The 17445-nt window shown below is 64.7% G+C and carries 17 protein-coding genes; 9 read left to right on the top strand and 8 right to left on the bottom strand.

The window, feature by feature from the left end:
• Positions 1 to 158 precede the first annotated feature (158 nt).
• On the top strand, positions 159 to 1163 hold the full coding sequence (locus tag M2342_RS14320; RefSeq protein WP_264579578.1) for an esterase-like activity of phytase family protein: 1005 nt from the start codon (positions 159 to 161) through the stop codon (positions 1161 to 1163).
• 81 nt (positions 1164 to 1244) lie between these two features.
• On the opposite strand, the gene rpmB is transcribed toward M2342_RS14320, so the two are convergent.
• Positions 1245 to 1538, bottom strand: coding sequence for a 50S ribosomal protein L28 (gene rpmB, locus M2342_RS14315; RefSeq protein WP_181560391.1), 294 nt, complete (start codon positions 1536 to 1538; stop codon positions 1245 to 1247).
• A 159-nt stretch (positions 1539 to 1697) separates the two neighbouring features.
• On the opposite strand from rpmB, the gene M2342_RS14310 reads away from it, so the two are divergent.
• Positions 1698 to 2156, top strand: a complete 459-nt coding sequence (locus M2342_RS14310) for a nucleoside deaminase (protein WP_264579577.1) — start codon at positions 1698 to 1700, stop codon at positions 2154 to 2156.
• On the opposite strand, the gene M2342_RS14305 is transcribed toward M2342_RS14310, so the two are convergent.
• Positions 2115 to 4163 carry a hypothetical protein gene (locus M2342_RS14305; protein WP_264579576.1) on the bottom strand — a complete coding sequence of 683 codons (2049 nt, stop codon included), beginning with the start codon at positions 4161 to 4163 and terminating at the stop codon, positions 2115 to 2117. The genes M2342_RS14310 and M2342_RS14305 overlap by 42 nt on opposite strands.
• Before the next feature lie 208 nt (positions 4164 to 4371).
• On the opposite strand from M2342_RS14305, the gene M2342_RS14300 reads away from it, so the two are divergent.
• Positions 4372 to 4752 (top strand): GtrA family protein, encoded by a 381-nt coding sequence (locus M2342_RS14300; protein ID WP_264579575.1) that lies wholly within the window; start codon positions 4372 to 4374, stop codon positions 4750 to 4752.
• A 72-nt stretch (positions 4753 to 4824) separates the two neighbouring features.
• Here M2342_RS14300 and M2342_RS14295 read toward each other — a convergent pair whose 3' ends face one another.
• Positions 4825 to 5034: a circumsporozoite protein gene (locus M2342_RS14295; RefSeq protein ID WP_181560387.1), complete on the bottom strand. Its 210-nt coding sequence runs from the start codon at positions 5032 to 5034 to the stop codon at positions 4825 to 4827.
• A 183-nt stretch (positions 5035 to 5217) separates the two neighbouring features.
• Between M2342_RS14295 and M2342_RS14290 the strand changes: the two genes are divergently transcribed.
• Positions 5218 to 6189 carry an ArsR/SmtB family transcription factor gene (locus tag M2342_RS14290; RefSeq protein ID WP_264579574.1) on the top strand — a complete coding sequence of 324 codons (972 nt, stop codon included), beginning with the start codon at positions 5218 to 5220 and terminating at the stop codon, positions 6187 to 6189.
• A gap of 38 nt (positions 6190 to 6227) precedes the next feature.
• On the opposite strand, the gene M2342_RS14285 is transcribed toward M2342_RS14290, so the two are convergent.
• From M2342_RS14285 to M2342_RS14275, 3 genes are all read right to left on the bottom strand, one after another.
• On the bottom strand, positions 6228 to 6410 hold the full coding sequence (locus M2342_RS14285; RefSeq protein WP_181560385.1) for a DUF465 domain-containing protein: 183 nt from the start codon (positions 6408 to 6410) through the stop codon (positions 6228 to 6230).
• 260 nt (positions 6411 to 6670) lie between these two features.
• The gene (locus M2342_RS14280) at positions 6671 to 7384 is read right to left on the bottom strand and encodes a hypothetical protein (protein ID WP_264573406.1); all 714 of its coding nucleotides are present in this window, start codon (positions 7382 to 7384) and stop codon (positions 6671 to 6673) included.
• Positions 7385 to 7394: 10 nt separating this feature from the next.
• On the bottom strand, positions 7395 to 8600 hold the full coding sequence (locus tag M2342_RS14275; protein WP_264579573.1) for a toxic anion resistance protein: 1206 nt from the start codon (positions 8598 to 8600) through the stop codon (positions 7395 to 7397).
• 319 nt (positions 8601 to 8919) lie between these two features.
• Between M2342_RS14275 and sthA the strand changes: the two genes are divergently transcribed.
• Complete coding sequence (gene sthA / locus M2342_RS14270; protein ID WP_264571076.1) at positions 8920 to 10317, top strand: Si-specific NAD(P)(+) transhydrogenase; 1398 nt, start codon at positions 8920 to 8922, stop codon at positions 10315 to 10317.
• 144 nt (positions 10318 to 10461) lie between these two features.
• Here the strand turns inward: sthA and M2342_RS14265 are convergent, their stop codons facing one another.
• On the bottom strand, positions 10462 to 11835 hold the full coding sequence (locus tag M2342_RS14265) for a glutamate--cysteine ligase (protein WP_264579572.1): 1374 nt from the start codon (positions 11833 to 11835) through the stop codon (positions 10462 to 10464).
• Positions 11836 to 11899: 64 nt separating this feature from the next.
• Positions 11900 to 12661: a 16S rRNA (uracil(1498)-N(3))-methyltransferase gene (locus M2342_RS14260; protein WP_264579571.1), complete on the bottom strand. Its 762-nt coding sequence runs from the start codon at positions 12659 to 12661 to the stop codon at positions 11900 to 11902.
• A 267-nt stretch (positions 12662 to 12928) separates the two neighbouring features.
• Between M2342_RS14260 and ubiA the strand changes: the two genes are divergently transcribed.
• From ubiA to metK, 4 genes are all read left to right on the top strand, one after another.
• Positions 12929 to 13840: a 4-hydroxybenzoate octaprenyltransferase gene (gene ubiA, locus M2342_RS14255; RefSeq protein ID WP_264579570.1), complete on the top strand. Its 912-nt coding sequence runs from the start codon at positions 12929 to 12931 to the stop codon at positions 13838 to 13840.
• A gap of 55 nt (positions 13841 to 13895) precedes the next feature.
• Positions 13896 to 14477, top strand: coding sequence for a YqaA family protein (locus M2342_RS14250; protein ID WP_264579569.1), 582 nt, complete (start codon positions 13896 to 13898; stop codon positions 14475 to 14477).
• 4 nt (positions 14478 to 14481) lie between these two features.
• Positions 14482 to 16071: an apolipoprotein N-acyltransferase gene (gene lnt, locus M2342_RS14245; RefSeq protein WP_264579568.1), complete on the top strand. Its 1590-nt coding sequence runs from the start codon at positions 14482 to 14484 to the stop codon at positions 16069 to 16071.
• Between the two features lie 88 nt (positions 16072 to 16159).
• Positions 16160 to 17368, top strand: coding sequence for a methionine adenosyltransferase (metK, locus tag M2342_RS14240; RefSeq protein WP_181560377.1), 1209 nt, complete (start codon positions 16160 to 16162; stop codon positions 17366 to 17368).
• Positions 17369 to 17445 lie beyond the last annotated feature (77 nt).

Raw genomic sequence — 17445 nt, 5'->3', positions numbered from 1 at the left:
ATCTTGCGGCACGGTGGCCACGCCTTGTCCGTCATGATCTCTGTTTAGACCCCATCCGTTGAGCCAAAGCTGAATGGACATTTTAGCCAAGGTTCAGCTTTGTCGCTCTGCTGTCGCCCGGCTGGCGCGCTGCCCGAGGGGGCGCTAGGAGCAAGGCCATGCGGCGCATCCTGCTCATTCTCGCCCTCTTCATTCTGTTGATGAATGGCCGCCACCCGGCGCTTTCTCCGGGTCTTGAGAGCGGGCTGCTGCTCATCGAGGCCGAGCCACTGGCGCTGACGTCGGCCGCAGCCGATGCCACGGCCTTCGGGCCGCTCCGCCTGACGGGCGCCTGGTCCCTGACCAGCCCGCGTGAGGTCTTCGGCGGCATTTCTGCGCTGATGGTGCGCGCTGACGGCAATCTGACCGGGCTGAGCGATTCGGGGGAATTGTTTGAGATCATGCGGCCGGGGCGGCCGGGCGTTGGCAAGGTCCAGTCCCTGCCGCGCTGGGCGGTCGAGCAGGACTGGCCGCGCTGGAAGATGGATTCGGAGAGCCTCGCGCATGACCCGGTGTCGGGGCGCTCCTGGGTGGGGTTCGAGCATCTTCAGCGAATCTGCCGCTATGCGCCCCGGTTTCGCCGTGTCGAAGCCTGCGTCGCCCCTGCGGAAATCAGACATTGGCCCTCGACGGGCAGCATCGAATCGCTGGTGCGGCTGGGCGATGGCCAGTTTCTCGCCATTGCCGAGATGGCGCAGGATCGCTCCGGCGCGTTCGAGGCGCTGCTGTGGCAAGGTGACCCGGTTGCGCGGGAGACGCCACCGCCGCTGCGGCTTCGCTATCATGCCCCGGCGGGTTACCGGCCGACGGATGCGCTGTGGCTTGGCGGAGACCAGCTGCTGGTCCTCAATCGGCGGCTGACGCTGGCACACGGCTTTACGGCCCGGCTGAGCCTTGTTCGGTTGCCAGCATTCAAGGTTGGCGCCGAGCTTTCCGGCTCGGTCGTGGCCCGGCTGGAGCCGCCCGGGCTGGCGGATAATTTCGAGGGGCTGGCGCTGGGCTGGGAGGCGGGTCAGCCGATCCTGTGGGTCGTTTCCGACAATAACCGCTTTGCCCTGCAGCGCACCTTGCTGCTGCGCTTCGCCTTGCCGTCCGACTGGATCGGGCAGGGGCTGCGACCCTGAATTGCAGGCACAGAAAAAGGCGGCCCGCTGAGGCCGCCCCTTTCAATCTCTGTGTCTGGCCGAATGAATCGGCCAGCGCGTTCAGGCAGCCTTGACGGCTACCTTCTTGACGATCTCACGCTTCAGGCGACGCACGCGCAGCGAGAGCTTTTCGTCAGAGGTCTTGAGCAGCCAGTTGTCCAGACCACCGTTATGCTCGACCGAGCGCAGGCCGTGGGTCGAAACCCGCAGCTTCACGCCACGCTCCAGCGTGTCGGAGATGAGCGTCACATTCTGCAGGTTGGGCAGAAACACGCGCTTGGTCTTGTTATTGGCGTGGGACACATTGTGGCCCACTTGGCGGCCCCGGCCGGTCAGTTCGCAGATGCGCGACATGTCAATCGATCCTGATACTTGGTCGTTCGGAAAGCGGCGCCGATACAAGGCGGGGGACGAATCGTCAAGGCGGTTTCCCGCAAAACGACCCTGTCCTTGCGCGCGACCTAGCAGGACTGGCCTCGACAGGGAAGGGCGGATGAGCCACTAGCTGCGATCATGTCGAGCGCTTTTCCCCTGCCCGAGCCGATGCGTCTGGCGCTGGAATGCGCCAGGCAGGCGACGCAGGCGGGCGAAGTGCCGATCGGTGCTGTGGTGACGCGGAACGGCCTGGTGATCGCGCAGGGGGAGAATCGCAACCGGCGCGATCACGATCCCACGGCCCATGCCGAGATCGTCGCGATCCGCGCTGCCTGCGCGCATCTCGGGCAGGACCGGCTTGGCGATTGCGACCTGTGGGTGACGCTCGAACCCTGCCCGATGTGCGCGGGCGCCATTGCTCATGCGCGGATCGCCCGGCTCTATTATGGCGCGGCCGATCCCAAGGGCGGCGGCGTCGAACATGGCGCGCGGGTCTTTGCGCAGCCGCAATGCCATCACCGCCCGGAGATCTTCCCCGGCATCGGCGAGGACAGCTCAGCGCGCCTTTTGCGGGACTTTTTCTCCGTGCGGCGGTGACGCGGTTGCGGAAGACGCCTGCGTCTCCAGCGGCGTGATCCGGTAAAGCCGGTAGGGCAGCTCGCTCGCCGCCTTGACGGTGACCGGCGTCAGGAAGGGGAATGTCTCGCCACGCGCCAGCCGTGCATAGAAGCCCTTGGGACTGCGGCGCTGGTAGATCGTCCCTTCCGGGAAGCCGGGACAATAGAGCAGATAGGTCGCGCCGCGCTTCTGCGCGATCTTGCGAAATGTCTCGGGCGACCCATCGAAGGCGTGGTGCACGTCGAGAATGGCTTCCTGATTGCGGTGATAGGGGCCGGCAATGACCGTGTGGTGCGTAATCGCGATGAGGCGCGGCCCCAGATCGACGAGGGTGAAGATCGTCGCAGGCGCGATCTGGTCGAGCGGTTGCAGCGCAGGCTGGGTGCGGCAGCGCACTTCCGGTCGATGCGCGCCGGTGAGCGGCTTCGTGGCGGGTTTTGAGACCGCGGACAGATTGGACGCCGGTGCGGCGCTGGCGCTGTTGGCTGAGGCGTTCTTCGCCGAGGGGGACGCCTGGTTGCGAATCGAGGCCGCGGTGTTCGCCTGGTTTTCTGGCTTGGGCGCCTGGGCAAAGGCCTTTGAAACGATGGGATAGAGGAAATAGACGCTGCTCGCCCAGATGAGGACGAGCGCGGCCGGCACGGCCAGCAATCGCCGGAGCCACGAGCCGGTGAGCAGGGTGACGATGATCGCCCAGCCGGCCCAGGCGACCGGGGGAATGGCCAGAAGCTGCGCGGCAGGGCCGGCGCGGATCTGCCAGAAAGTCAGCGCGATGGCGAAGGCGATCATCAGCGTGACCGTGGCCCAGGCCCACATTCGCTCCGAATCGCGGCGGGCGGCCCAGCAACCGATCAGGCCGCACAGCAGCCCGATCACCGGCAGGCTGATCATCGGCACCCAGCTTGATTGTGCTTGCACATAGATCGGCTTGGCCTCGCGGATGTAGACCAGCCAGCTCTTCTGGAGTTCCGGCGAGATGCCGTAGAGGTCCGTCACGCAATTGGGCCAGCTCAGCCATGCAAAAGCGAGAACGGCCGCTCCCCCAAGGGCCGCGGCGCCCAGGCGCTGCAGCCAGCCGCGGAGGGGCAGGAGGGTGAGGCCATAAAGAACGCCCGCCGTCAGCACGAGTACGCTGGCCCAGACCGGTGAGATGGCATCGCACACCGGCGCGCGATTGGCGTTGCTGGCGAACAGCGCGTAGCCGAGCGCCGTCGTGCCGCCGAGGCCGAGCGCATAGGGGCGGACGCGGCGGGCAGCGCCTTCCTTGAAAATCCACCGCAAGGCAATGAGCGCGCCGGCCCCGACGAGATATACCAGCATTTCCATGCCGATGACCACGGAGAGAGCGCTGGCGACGCCGGTGACGACACCGCCGCGCGTCCATTTGCGATCGACAAGGCCGGCCAGGGCGGTCGCGGTCAGCGCCAACTGCCAGCCATGATGATCGACGCGCAGGGGCATGAACATGGAGAGGCCCATGCCCGCGCCCAGCGGCAGCAGCATCGCGATGAACCAGCCTTGGCCCTGGCCACGATCCGACAAGCGCCGGGCGATGAAGGCGAGGGCGAGCATCAAGAGCAGCAATGGGAGCAGTGGCTCGACGCCAACCGCCAGTTCCTCGGCGCGCGCGCGATCGGTGAACAGGCTGAAGAAGAGGATGAGGGCGGCGATGGGCAGATCGACCAGCCGGCTCCAGTGGATATTGGCGCCATCGGGCGGGGCCATGCGGTGCTGCCGCAAATCCCACCAACTCTGCCCGGCGAGCCAGTCCCTCACCTGAAGATACCGCATATTGTCGTCGGTATCGCCAAGGGAGAGGAAGCGGATGGCGTCGGCGGAGCGATTGAGGAAATAGGCCGCGATGACCAGCCAGGCGATGACGATCAGCCAGCGCCATTCACGCTGCGCGAACCCGTCTACAGCCCGCCACAGCCGGCTCGCGCGCGATGTCCACCCGCTTTGAGTGGCAGAACTGTCAATCCGCATGGTTCAGCGCCCGATAGCCATATGTGCAGGAACGGGCAGGGCGGTCTTCTCGTCCCGATACGCCTGCGGTCTTCCCCATTGGGGAACCGCGACCATTGCCGCTGCCGAGTTCACGGACTAGGGCTTAGCCATGTGCATCAAAAGCGCAACGGGGCAAATCACACATGAGTGAATCGAAACGCCGGTCGGCTCAAAGTGCGTGTAGCTGATGATCGGTGGACAAATCGTGCGCTATGCGCTGACCGGCGGCTTCGTCACGGCGCTGCAGGCTGGCGTCTACTGGGTTCTGGCGCAATTGCTGGGCGTCCACCCGCAGCTCGCGAATGTCTGCGGCTATCTGGTGGCGGTAGCTACGGGCTATGTGCTGCACGGCCGCTTCACATTTCGGGGGCATGGCAGCCGGGATCGTCCGGTGGCGCAGGCGGTGCGCTTTGGGATCGTTTCGCTGCTGAGCCTGGCGCTCAACGCCTTCTGGGTCTGGCTGTGCGTGGAACGGCTGATGCTGCCGCTCTGGTCGCCGATCCCCTTGATGGGCGTGGTCACGCCGGTGCTGGTCTTCACGCTCAACCGCCAATGGGTGTTCCGCTAAGGCGAGCGCGCAATAAAAAGGGCCGCCGGATCGCCGGCAGCCCTTTTCGAATTCTTACGGCAAAGCCGTGGATTACATCGCGTTGTTGGCGACGTTGCTGGCACCGTTCGCCATGTTGTCCATCGCGTTGCCCGCGGCGTTCATGGTGTTGTCGGCAGCGTTTTCCACGTCGTTGGACATGTTCACGGTGTTGTTGACGGCTTCGTTGGTCTCGGACTTGGAGCACGCGGCGAGGCCGAGCGAAGCAGCCAGAACAAGCGAGATGGCAATAGTCTTGGTCATGGGCAAACCCCTTGATGAATTCAAACCGAGCAGAAGCTGTGGAAGGGGTCCCCCCCCTTTGCCTGCGGAGCGATTCGTATCGATTTGTGAGCGCCAGCGCAATCCCTTGGTAATGATGCCCATTAACCAGCGATGAAAGCTATGGCTTGAACTGCCTCCGCGGATGCCGCAGACAGCCGGGCGATGCTGGGACAACTCGATCTTTTCCGCGCTCTTGCCGATCCCACGAGGCTGCGGATCGTGCATCTTCTGCGTGAGATGGAACTGGCGGTGGGCGAAGTTGCGCTCGTCGTCGGGCAGAGCCAACCCCGCGTTTCCCGGCATGTCCGCATATTGGTCGAAGCCGGGCTGGCGGAACGCCGGAAGGAAGGCAGTTGGGTGTTCCTGCGCCTGTGCGGGGGACAGGAGACGCCGGCATTGCTGGCCCTGCTCGACGCGGCGGCACCCTCAGCAAGCGAGCGGCTGTGGATCGAAGCGGATCAGGCGCGCCTTACGGCCGTTCGGGCCGAGCGGGCGCGCGCGGCCGAGGATTATTTCGCGAGCCATGCCGAGGAATGGGACGCCCAGCGCTCGCTCTATGTGCCGGAGGCCGATGTGGAAGCGGCCATGCTGGCGATGCTCAAGACGCACAAGCTTGGCCGCTTGCTTGATGTGGGAACGGGGACGGGGCGGATCGCGACGCTGTTCGCCGCGCAGTCCGAGCAGGTGCTGGCGATCGATCGCAGTGCCGAAATGCTGCGGCTGGCGCGCGGAAAGCTGCCGCGCGACATCGCCGATCGGGTGCATTTTCTGGCCGGCGATTTCAGTGCCTTGCCCATCGAGGATGGATCGGCCGACACGGCGATTTTACATCAGGTGCTGCATTATGCGCAGGCGCCCGAGCGGGTCATCGCCGAGATCGCGCGCACCTTGCGGCCGGGCGGGCGCCTGCTCATCGTCGATTTCGCGCCACATGAGCGGGAGGAGTTGCGAACGCGCGACGCCCATAGCCGGCTGGGCTTTTCCGACGAGCAGATCAGGGCGTGGTTTGCCGCAGCGGGCGTGGCGCTGGAGCAGGTGGATACGCTGGCGGGCGGTGAGTTGACCGTGAAGCTGTGGCTCGGCCAGAGCCAGCGCGTGCCGCTGGCTCAAAAAAAGGACGCCCGACGCGCATAAACGCCGGGCGCCGCGACTGCATTGCGCAACGAGGGAGATCAGTCGCTCGGCACGAGGTGGCGCCGGCGCGCCATCAAGGCCAGCCGGTCCTTGACCGCCAGCTTGAGGCGCTTGAGTCGCTGCAGCTTTCCGAAATCCGGCGCGCGCTGCCGCTGCTCAAAACGCAGGGCTTCATCGAGCTTCTGGTGCCGATCAAGGAGACTGAAGATATGCTTGGACATATGCCACTCCGTTGGAAGGTTTCCAAAACTCGGGTGACAACCGGGCGATGATCTTGTCTGCATGGGGGTGCCAGACGTCGCACCGGTGTCACCCGATGCGGTCCGACATCACGAGCTGACGCAGGGGGAACGTCGTTGCTCGCCAGAGGGGCCCGGCCCGCACATCCAATGTAGCAAGCCGAGACGGCTGTTCAAGTCTGAACAGGCTTTTTCTGTCGCAAAAACCGCCTCATAGCGGGCGTGTCGCGGAGCGACCGGCGTTATTCGCCGAGTTGGCGGGCTTCCTGATATTTAAGCTCAAGATAGCGGTTATGAACCGCGAGCTTGTCGAGATCGCCATCGGCGAGCTGGGCCGTCACATGCGCGATCTCCTGCTCGATGACGGAGAGGCCCTCGACCAGTTGCGCGTCCGGCACGCGGCCGTTGCGAGGGACATGACGCAGCGGTTCGGGAATCGACTGATAGCCGGTAACCAGCTCCGGCAGATGGTCGCTGAGCAGGCGCCGGACCTCGACGGCGGCAGGCTCGCGGGGGTCGAGCTTGGCGAGCTGAGGTGCCAGGGTCTCCAGCCGGTTGCCGATGGCGTTGACGATGGGGATGGCGGGCGCCGGGAGCGCGCGACGCTGATTGTCGAGCCAGATCTCGGTCTTTTGCGGAAGCGTCTTGAGGTCCGCCTGCGCGAGCCGTTCCGGCTCCATGACGCGGGGCTCGGTGGAGATGAACGCGAAAGCGAGGCAGGCGATGAGCAGGCCCATGACCAGCAGAACGCCCGTGGTGCCGATGCCACCCAGCACGAACCCGGCAATCGCCGCGCCCACCAGCACGGCAGCAACCGCGAGGATCATGCGCTTGAGCCGCCGCGTCCAGTCGCGCTGCATCCGGGCGATCTTGCGACCGGTATGGCGGTAGCGCTCGCTGGTCCGCGCAATCAGCTCATTGGCGCGCTGGACGATCTCGTCGACTTCGCTGGGCATGGCGGCCGTGTTACTCGATCGCCGTCAGCGGAGACTGGCCGCTGGTCACTGCTGCCTGCGCGCGGGCCTGACCCTCCGCGCGCGCTATATAGCCTTTCGACTTCTCGACTTCAGTGCTCAGCGTGTTCACCGTCGTCTTCATATTCTCCAGCGCTTTCAGCTTGAAGGTGTCGATATTGTCCATGGTGTCGTAGATATTCTGGAAGGCGCGCTGCAGCGTCTCCAGCGGGATTGTGCTGCTGGCCGCCTGCTCATGGATTTGCGCCGACTGGGTCTTGAGCAGTTCGCCCGTCGAATCGATGAGGTTGGCCGTGGTCGTGTTAAGCGCGGTGATCTGATCGAGGACCAGCTTCTGCCCGGCCAGCGCCTGCGCCACGGTGACCGCCGTGCGCAAGGCAGAGACGGTGGTCGTGCTCGCACGGTCCACGCCCTTCACCAGCTCGACATTGTTCTTCTTGACCAGATCCAGCGCCAGATAGCCCTGCACGGTGACTGCCATTTGAGTCAGCAGGTCCTGGGTGCGCTGGCGCACGTAGAACAGCGCGCTCTCCTTGATGGCCTTGCTCTTGGCCGGATCAGTCGCCTCCAGCTCGAAGGCTTTTTGCTCGAGCCGTGCGTCCATAGCCTTGGCGATGTGGATCATCTGCTCCAGCCGGCCCATGGTCGCCCACATGTTCTGCCGCTCGACATCGATGGCGGCATTGTCCTTGATCAGCGTGTCCTTGCCGCTGGCGAGGCTGCCGAGGATTGAGTTGATGTGCGTCTGGCTCGACTTGTAGCTGTCGAAATAGTTGCGCATCTTGTTGCCGAACGGAATGATGCCGAACAGCTTGCGCGGCGCGAGCAGATTGCCGCGCTTGCCGGGATCGAGATCCTCGATGACACGGCGCAGCTCGGCAAGGTCGGTGCCGACATTGCTGTCCGCGTCCATGGCGCGCACCGGGCGGTCGAGGAAGCGGTTGGAGTGGCCGGCAGCTTCCGCAATCTCCTTGCGGCCCATGTTGGTGATCTGATCGACCTTGGCGCCGAACTCGGGGGAATTGGAGTCGAGCGCGGCCAGTTCCTCGACAAAGGCATCGACCTTTTCGTCGAGCTTGCTCTTCTTCTCATCTTCCAGCGGCACGAGGCCGGCAGCGCGTTCAGCCGTCACATTGGGCACCACCTCGGGTGGGGTGAGATCGAGCTTGTCCTGGGTCGTCGTCGCGCTGGTCGCCATCTGGGTCTCCTTGGGGTGTAATATTGCGATATAACACCGCCGGTTCAAGGCCGGTCTTCAGTATAGGGGGGATGGGGCGGAGAAGTAAGTCCCCGGGGGCCTGCGCGTCGATTGCACTGAGCGGCCACGGCGCTCACGAGGAGATGCCGGGAGGGAGCGATGGTAAATCAAATCTAAGCCATTTGAGGTTAGGCCCGGCCGCCTTGGAGAGAACATTGCAAAGGCGGGGGAAATGCACCACCATCATCGCTTCGAGAGGATGTCCCTTGGAAGGCGGGTGGACAGGCAAGCAGCCTGTCAGGCAGCGGGGGGCGCCATTATGGATGTTTATGATCTCGTCGTGATCGGCAGTGGGCCGGCCGGGCGCCGGGCAGCGGTGCAGGCCGCCAAGCTCGGTAAATCGGTGCTGGTGGTGGAAGGGCGCAAGCGTGTTGGCGGCGTGTCCGTGCACACCGGCACCATTCCTTCCAAGACCCTGCGGGAGACCGTGCTCAATCTGACCGGCTGGCGCGAGCGCGGCTTCTACGGCCGCTCCTACCGGGTGAAGAAGGACATTGGCGGCAGCGATCTCGATCACCGGATCGACAAGACGCTGGAGCATGAGGTGGACGTGCTGGAGCACCAGTTCCAGCGCAATGGCGTGCGCACGCTGGAGGGGTTTGCTCGTTTTACCGATCCGCACACCTTGCTGGTCACCGCGCCAGACGAAAGCGAATTGCGGGTGCGTGGCGAGCGCATCCTGATTGCGGTCGGCACTGCGCCATTCCGGCCGGATAATATCCCCTTCGACGACGACATCGTGCTGGACAGTGACGTGCTGATCGAGGCGCCGCGCGTGCCGCGCTCGCTGGTGGTGATTGGTGCGGGCGTCATCGGCATCGAATATGCGACGATCTTCTCTGCGTTGGATGTAGCGGTGACGCTCATCGAGCCGCGCGAGACATTCCTGGACTTCATCGACCGGGAGATCATCGAGGAATTCATCCATCAGCTGCGCGACCGGGGCATGACCATCCGGCTGGGCGCCAAGGTCACCAATGTGGCGAAGGATGCGAGCGGAGCCGTCGTCACCACGCTGGAAGACGGGCGCGCGATCCGCTCCGAGATGATGCTGTTCGCGGCCGGGCGGGTGGGCGCGACGCATACGCTCGGGCTGGAGCATTGCGGACTGGCGGTGGACAATCGCGGCCGGCTGAAGGTGGATCCCAAGACCTTCCAGACCGAGGTGCCGCACATTTACGCGGCGGGCGACGTGATCGGCTTTCCCAGCCTTGCCTCGACCTCGATGGAGCAGGGGCGGATCGCGGCGTGCCATGCCTTCGATCTGCCGATGCCGCCGGCGCCGGCCTATTTCCCTTATGGGATCTACGCGGTGCCGGAGATTTCCACGGTCGGCATGAGCGAGCAGGACGTGAAGGCCAAGAAGATCCCCTATGAATGCGGGATCGCGCGCTTTCGCGAAACCTCGCGCGGGCACATCATGGGGCTGGATTCAGGGCTGATGAAGATGATCTTCTCGCTCAAGACGCGGCGGCTGCTTGGCGTGCACATCATCGGCGAGGGCGCGACGGAGCTGATCCACATCGGCCAGGCGGTGCTGAACCTCAAAGGCACGATCGATTATTTTATCGAGAACACGTTCAATTATCCGACGCTGGCGGAGGCCTACAAGATTGCGGCGCTGGATGCATGGAACCGGATGCCGCGGGAGGGGTGAGGGGTTCGGTTCTTCACTTCGTCATTCCCGCGAACGCGGGAATCCAGTTGCGCGCTATCGCTTAGACCCAACGCCGATCTGGATTCCCGCGTTCGCGGGAATGACGAGTGATTTGCAGCGTTTAATGTTGAGGCAGTTCGCCTCTCAAAAACTCTCTTCGCCGTAGACCTTCGTGATGTCGCCGCCCCATGCGCCGTTGTAGCGATCCAGCAGGCGTTCGGCGTGGGTGCGGCCGGTGGCGACGACTTCGTCCAGCGCGGAGAGGTAGCCGCCTTCATTTTCGCCGATGCTGTTGAGGCGGGCGCGGGCGGTGAGGCCGGCGCGGGCGATGGTGAGGACGTCGGCGGCGATGTCCTGAAGCGTGCGGCCGCCAGGGACGGGCGCGCCAAGGGCGAGGCGGGGGACTTCGGTGCGGAGGGTTTCGCGCTCCTCCATCGTCCAGTCCTTGACCAGATCCCAGGCTGCGTCGAGCGCGCCGTCATCATAAAGCAGGCCGACCCACAGGGCGGGCAGGGCGCAGATGCGGTTCCACGGGCCGCCATCGGCGCCGCGCATTTCGAGGAAGCTCTTCATGCGCACTTCCGGGAAGGCGGTGGAGAGGTGATCCTCCCAGTCGCCAATGGTCGGGCGCTCGCCGGGGAGGGCGGGCAGCTTGCCATCGAGGAAGTCGCGGAAGCTCTGGCCGGCGGCGTCGATATATTTGCCGTCGCGGAACACAAAGTACATCGGCACGTCGAGTGCGTAGTCGGCGTAGCGCTCGTAACCGAAGCCATCCTCAAACACGAAGGGCAGCATGCCGGTGCGGTGCGGATCGGTGTCCGACCAGATGTGGCTGCGATAGGAGAGGTAGCCGTTGGGCTTGCCCTCCGTGAACGGCGAATTGGCGAACAGGGCCGTCGCCAGTGGCTGGAGCGCGAGGCTGGTGCGGAACATCTTCACCATGCGCGCTTCGCTGGAATAATCCAGATTGACCTGAATCGTGCAGGTGCGCAGCATCATGTCCAGGCCCATGCTGCCGACACGCGGCATGTGCTGCAGCATGATGCCATAGCGACCCTTGGGCATGATCGGCAGTTCAGCGCGCGTCTTGTCCGGCCACATGCCAAGGCCGAGGAATCCCAGGCCAAGCTTGTCGCCGACGGCCTTGACCTGTTCCAGATGCCGTCCGGTTTCGGCGCAGGTCTGGTGGAGATTGTCGAGCGGGGCGCCGGAGAGTTCGAGCTGGCCGGCTGGCTCAAGGCTGATCGTGCCATCGCTGCCCGAGAGCGCGATGACCTTGCCGCCTTCCTCGACCGGTTCCCAACCAAACGCGCGCAGGCCATCGAGCAGATCGCGAATGCCGCCGGGCTCATCATAAGAGGGCGCGCGGTGGTCTGCGAGGCGGTAGACGAACTTCTCGTGCTCGGTGCCGATTTTCCAGCGATCTGCAGGCTTTTCGCCATCCTGGAACAGGCTGATGAGCTGGCTGCGAGACTCGATGATCGGATCTTCGCCCGCCGTTTCCTTGCGTGTACTCATTGCCTGATCCGGTCCTCGCCCTGCATCGGCGCGCCCATAAGAGGTTTGCCGCGCCCGCGCAAATTCATTTCGATTCGAAACTTGTCCAGTCGCCGTTGAGCGCCATCCAGCAGGCCGTGGCGGCGATGGCGGCTGTCTCGGCGCGGAGGATTCGCGGGCCAAGGGAGATGGGGCGGGTGGCTGCATGCGCGCGGATGAGAGCGCGCTCCTTCTCGGTAAAGCCGCCTTCCGGCCCGATGAGCAGGGCGGCCGGGCCGCTGTTCGCCGCAAAGCTCGTGGTCATCGGCTCGCCACCCGTCTCGTCGGCGAAGAAGAGGGTGCGGTCAGCCGGCCAATCGGCGAGCAGGACGGGGAGGGTGGTGAGGTCGGAAAGCTCGGGCAGCGCGGTGCGGCCGCATTGCTCTGCGGCCTCCACCAGATGGGCATTCAACCGCTCGCCGTTGACCTTGTCGACGATGCTGCGCTCGGTGCGTACCGGGACGAGACGCGCGACGCCCAGTTCGCAGGCCTTTTCGGCGACCAGATCGATCCGGCCCTTCTTGATCGGTGCGACACAGAGCCAGAAGTCCGGCACGCTCTCTGGCGACCGCGTCTGCGCCGCGCAGCGCAGGACGAGATCGCGCTTGCGGACCTGCTCGGCGGTGGCGCTCCATTCGCCCGAGCGGCCATCGAAGAGAAGGACGGTGTCGCCCTCGCGGAGGCGCATCACTGAAATCAGATAATGAGCGCTGTTGCCCTTGACCGGCACGGCAACCTGCTCGCCGAGCGCCGTCTCGACGAACAGGCGCGGCGTAGATTTGGGTGGCCAGGCAGGGGTGGCGGGCATGAGCATTGCCCTAGTGCATCGTCCGTTGACTCGGCAACGCCTCAATTCCGTTCGTGTCGAGCGAAGTCGAGACCCTCGACAGCATGGCGTAGGTCGAGGGGTGTGTCTCGACTTCGCTCGAAACGAACGGTGGCCGCTCAAGGCACGTGGGCAGAGGCCGCCAGGAGGTGGCGGAAGAGTAGGTCCGGCTCGACGAGGGGTTGATCGGATGGTCGCTCCTGGCGCAGGGGTGGGGCGACCATCAAGGCAACAGGGACTAGCAAGGCGATGGAGCGCAGCGAGCCGCAATATGTGCCGGATACCGAAGCGCAGGGTCTCTTGCGCCTGCTCCCGGCTGCGGCACGGCCCTATGCGCTGCTGGCGCGGTTCGACCGGCCGATCGGCTGGTGGCTGCTGTTCTGGCCCGGCGCCTGGGCGATCGCGCTTGCCGGCGGGGTGCCCGAGCGCTGGACGATGCTGCTCTGGTTCCTGATTGGCAGCATCGCGATGCGGGGCGCTGGCTGTGTCTACAATGATATCGTGGACCGCGACCTCGACGCGAAGGTGGCGCGGACCGCCAATCGGCCCATCGCCAGTGGCGCTGTGTCGCTCAAGGCCGGCTGGGCGTGGTTGCTCATCCTGTGCTTCATCGGGTTGATCGTGCTGCTGCAATTGCGCTGGCAGGCGCAGGTCGTCGCGCTGGCGAGCCTTGCGCTGGTCGCGGCCTATCCGTTCATGAAGCGCATCACCTGGTGGCCGCAGGCTTGGCTGGGGCTGGTGTTCACCTGGGCTGCGCTGGTGGGCTGGGTGGAGATCAGCGGGGGCATGAACGCGGCTGGCCTGTTGCTCTATGGCGGCGCCTTCTTTTGGGTGATTGCCTATGACACCATCTATGCCCTGCAGGACAAGGAGGATGACGCGCTGGTCGGCATCCGCTCCAGCGCCCTGGCGATGGGGCGGCATGTGCGGGCGGGCGTGGGGCTTTGCTTTGTCCTGTCCCTGCTCCTGTGGGGCGGCGCGCTCTGGCAGGTGGTGCCGAGCTGGCTCTCCCTCATGGCCCTGGCGCCTTTGGCGGTGCAATTCGGCTGGCAGGTCTGGACCTTGCGCGAGGATGGCAAGGACCCGCTCATCAAGTTTCGCTCCAACCGCTTCGCCGGTTTGCTAATGTTCGCCGCCTGCCTTGCGGTGGGCAGTGCTTGACGAACGCAGCGGGGGCGGGCAGGCGCAGGCAGCCTGACACCGCCGGGGAGCGCCAATGCTGCGTCGCATCTATGAATGGACTCTCGAGAAGGCCGGGCATCGCACCGCGCCGCGCTGGCTGTTCGGCATCAGCTTCATGGAAAGCAGCTTCTTCCCGATTCCGCCGGACGTGCTGCTGGGGCCAATGTGCCTCTCCAAGCCCCACAAGGCCTTTCAATACGCGTTGATCTGCACTGTGGCGTCCGTGCTGGGCGCATTGCTCGGTTATGTCATCGGCATGTTCCTGTTCGATACGATCGGGCGGGCGATCCTCGATTTTTATGGTCTGACGGCGGAGTTTCAGCACTTCGCGGAACGCTTTAACGAGCAAGGCTGGTTGATCGTGCTGTTGGCCGGCTTCACGCCGCTGCCTTTCAAGGTGATCACCATTGCGGCGGGCGCCACCGGGATGCCCCTTTATGTGCTGGTGATCGCGAGCATCATTTCGCGGGCTGCGCGCTTCTTTCTGGTCGCGGGTCTGCTGTGGAAGTTCGGAGAGCCGATGAAGGCCTTTATCGACCGGAACTTCGGGCTGATCACGGCGATTGTCGGCGCTTTGGGCGTCGGCGGGTTCGTGCTGGTCAAGTATCTGGTGTGATGGCGTGACAATCTCCCCCGCGCCTTACCGGATCGCTGCGGCCTTCGTTGCGCGCAGGCCGGGGGTGACGGCCCTGCTTGCCGGGCTGATCTCAGCCACTGGCTTCGCGCCGCTCGGGCTGTGGCCGGTGACGCTCATCATGCTCGCGCTGGTGATGCAACTGATCTGGGTGGCGCCGGACCGCAAGAGCGCAGGGCAGATCGGCTATCTGTTCGGCCTCGGGCATTTCATGCTCGGGCTCAACTGGATTGCGCATGCCTTCACCTTTCAGGATTCCATGCCGGCCTGGCTGGGCTATCCAGCGGTGGGTTTGCTCTCGGTGTATCTGGCGGTTTATCCCGCGATGGCCGCCATGATCGGCTGGACGCTCGGGCGGGGCCGGCCGCAGGTCTTCGCCCTGTTCCTCGCCACCGCCTGGCTGCTGACCGAATATCTGCGCGCGAGCCTGTTCACCGGCTTTGCCTGGAACTCGCTCGGGGTGATCTGGCTGGGCACCGGCGTGGAGCAGACGGCCATCGCCATCGGCACTTATGGTCTTGGTCTGGTCGCCATGCTCGCAGCGGCGGCGCTTTGGTGGCTGGCGCACCGGCAATGGCGGCCGGCAGGTCTCATGATCGTCGGTCTGGCGCTGGTGGCTGGGCTGGGGCTGCTGCGGGCGAGCTATATTGGCGCAAAGGGCCAGTCTGGCGCCCTTGCCAACATCCATGTGGTGCAGCCCAATATCAATCAGAACGAGAAGTACGACGCCAATCTTGAAATCCTGAACTTCCGCCGTTTGGGCGAGCTGACCATGCTGCGGTCCGGCAAGCCTGCGTTGATCTTCTGGCCGGAGGCAGCCGTACCAGCGGTGCTGGATATGGAACCACGCTGGCGCGGGCGGATCGCCTCGCTACTGGGGATGGACGATCTGCTGATGCTCGGCGGAGACAAATATCATTTCCACGAGCAGGGCGGCGTGGTGGATACGCAGGTTCTGGAGGGCGCCAATAACAGTCTGTGGGTGCTCGACGCGCGCGGGGACCTGCACGGGCGCTATGACAAGGCGCATCTCGTTCCTTATGGCGAATATCTTCCCATGCGGCCGGTGCTGGAGGCGATCGGTCTCTCCCGGCTCGTGCCGGGCAGCGTCGACTTCTGGCCCGGACCGGGGCCGCGCACGCTCGATCTGCCTGCGACGCCGGATGGCGCGCAGGCGCGCGGCAAGCTGCGGATGGCGGTACAGATCTGCTACGAGATCATCTTCTCCGGGCAGGTGATCGACCGGGCCAATCGTCCCGATTTCCTGTTCAACCCGTCCAATGATGCGTGGTTTGGCAGCTGGGGGCCGCCGCAGCATCTGGCGCAGGCTCGGCTGCGGGCGATCGAGGAGGGGCTGTCGGTGATCCGCTCGACCCCCACCGGCATTTCGGCGTTGGTCGACCCCGCCGGGCGTGTCGTCCGGTCCGTCCCCTTCCAGCAGGCGGGTGCTTTTGAGGCGCCCCTGCCGGCGCCGCTTCCGCCCACCTTGTTCGCACGGCTGGGCAACCTGCTGCCGGTCGGCCTGGCCGTGCTGCTGCTCGTCAGCGGCGTTGCTATCGCACGGCGCACTCGCTAAGGAGCGCGCAACATAAACATTTCTTTATATGAACTGCGGCCCCGAACTTCCGCCACGAGAGCCGCTAGAAGAAAGGTCACGATCTCCCATGCGTTCCAGCTATCTCTTCACGTCTGAATCCGTTTCCGAAGGGCACCCGGACAAGGTTTCCGACCAGATCAGCGATTCGATCGTCGACCTGTTTCTCTCCAAAGACCCCGAAGCGCGTATCGCCTGCGAGACGCTGACGACGACGCAGTTGGTGGTGCTTGCCGGCGAAATCCGCTGCAAGGGCGTGTACGAAAATGGCCAGTGGGCGCCGGGCGCGCTGGAGGAAATCGAACGCACGGTCCGCCAGACGGTCAAGGACATCGGCTATGAGCAGGAGGGCTTCCACTGGGAGACGCTGCGCTTCGAGAATAATCTCCACGGCCAGAGCGAGCACATCGCGCAGGGCGTGGACGCGAGCGGCAACAAGGATGAAGGCGCCGGCGACCAGGGCATCATGTTCGGCTATGCCTGCAACGAGACGCCGGACCTGATGCCGGCGACGCTGGATTACAGCCACAAGATCCTCGAGCGCATGGCCGCCGACCGCCACTCAGGCGCCGCGCCCTTCCTGGAACCGGACACCAAGAGCCAGGTCACGCTGCGCTTCGAGAATGGCAAGCCGGTCGCCTGCACTGCCATCGTCGTCTCCACCCAGCATGCCAAGGGCTATGATGCCGGCGAAAAGGAAGCCGAGCTCAAGGCCTATGTAAAGAAGGTGGTCGCCGACGTGTTGCCCGCCGCGCTGCTGAGCGACGAGACCGAGTATCACATCAACCCGACCGGCAGCTTCGAGATCGGCGGGCCGGACGGCGACGCTGGCCTGACCGGCCGCAAGATCATCGTGGACACCTATGGTGGCGCGGCTCCGCATGGCGGCGGCGCGTTCTCCGGCAAGGACCCGACGAAGGTTGACCGTTCGGCGGCCTACATCACGCGTTATCTCGCCAAGAACATCGTGGCGGCGGGCCTTGCCAGCAAGTGCACGATCCAGCTGGCTTATGCCATCGGCGTGTCCAAGCCGCTCTCGCTCTATGTCGATACGCACGGCACCGGCACGGTGGGCGACGACAAGATCGAGGCGGCGATCGGCAAGATCGAGAAGCTGGGCGGCCTGACCCCGCGCGGCATCCGCACGCATCTGGGGCTCAACAAGCCGATCTATCGCAAGACCGCGGCCTATGGCCATTTCGGCCGCAAGGCGGAAGGCGACTTCTTCCCCTGGGAGAAGACCGATCTGGTCGAGGACCTCAAGGCCGCGCTGGGCTGAGCCACGGCGCTCCTTTGCGTTCCAAGAGATAGGGAACGGCGCGAGGCTTGCTTCGCGCCGTTTTTCGTAGGTGCTGC

It is taken from the genome of Sphingobium sp. B8D3A (assembly GCF_025961995.1).
Classification (GTDB): Bacteria; Pseudomonadota; Alphaproteobacteria; order Sphingomonadales; family Sphingomonadaceae; genus Sphingobium.
The sequence above is the reverse complement of the archived record's forward strand: the minus strand, read 5'-3'. Positions and strand labels throughout refer to the sequence as shown.

What these genes read in the sequence shown, in the direction of transcription:
- M2342_RS14320 (WP_264579578.1), top strand. Translation starts at nt 159, where the DNA reads ATGCGGCGCATCCTGCTCATTCTCGCCCTCTTCATTCTGTTGATGAAT.
- rpmB (WP_181560391.1), bottom strand. Translation starts at nt 1,538, where the DNA reads ATGTCGCGCATCTGCGAACTGACCGGCCGGGGCCGCCAAGTGGGCCAC.
- M2342_RS14310 (WP_264579577.1), top strand. Translation starts at nt 1,698, where the DNA reads ATGTCGAGCGCTTTTCCCCTGCCCGAGCCGATGCGTCTGGCGCTGGAA.
- M2342_RS14305 (WP_264579576.1), bottom strand. Translation starts at nt 4,163, where the DNA reads ATGCGGATTGACAGTTCTGCCACTCAAAGCGGGTGGACATCGCGCGCG.
- M2342_RS14300 (WP_264579575.1), top strand. Translation starts at nt 4,372, where the DNA reads ATGATCGGTGGACAAATCGTGCGCTATGCGCTGACCGGCGGCTTCGTC.
- M2342_RS14295 (WP_181560387.1), bottom strand. Translation starts at nt 5,034, where the DNA reads ATGACCAAGACTATTGCCATCTCGCTTGTTCTGGCTGCTTCGCTCGGC.
- M2342_RS14290 (WP_264579574.1), top strand. Translation starts at nt 5,218, where the DNA reads ATGCTGGGACAACTCGATCTTTTCCGCGCTCTTGCCGATCCCACGAGG.
- M2342_RS14285 (WP_181560385.1), bottom strand. Translation starts at nt 6,410, where the DNA reads ATGTCCAAGCATATCTTCAGTCTCCTTGATCGGCACCAGAAGCTCGAT.
- M2342_RS14280 (WP_264573406.1), bottom strand. Translation starts at nt 7,384, where the DNA reads ATGCCCAGCGAAGTCGACGAGATCGTCCAGCGCGCCAATGAGCTGATT.
- M2342_RS14275 (WP_264579573.1), bottom strand. Translation starts at nt 8,600, where the DNA reads ATGGCGACCAGCGCGACGACGACCCAGGACAAGCTCGATCTCACCCCA.
- sthA (WP_264571076.1), top strand. Translation starts at nt 8,920, where the DNA reads ATGGATGTTTATGATCTCGTCGTGATCGGCAGTGGGCCGGCCGGGCGC.
- M2342_RS14265 (WP_264579572.1), bottom strand. Translation starts at nt 11,835, where the DNA reads ATGAGTACACGCAAGGAAACGGCGGGCGAAGATCCGATCATCGAGTCT.
- M2342_RS14260 (WP_264579571.1), bottom strand. Translation starts at nt 12,661, where the DNA reads ATGCCCGCCACCCCTGCCTGGCCACCCAAATCTACGCCGCGCCTGTTC.
- ubiA (WP_264579570.1), top strand. Translation starts at nt 12,929, where the DNA reads ATGGAGCGCAGCGAGCCGCAATATGTGCCGGATACCGAAGCGCAGGGT.
- M2342_RS14250 (WP_264579569.1), top strand. Translation starts at nt 13,896, where the DNA reads ATGCTGCGTCGCATCTATGAATGGACTCTCGAGAAGGCCGGGCATCGC.
- metK (WP_181560377.1), top strand. Translation starts at nt 16,160, where the DNA reads ATGCGTTCCAGCTATCTCTTCACGTCTGAATCCGTTTCCGAAGGGCAC.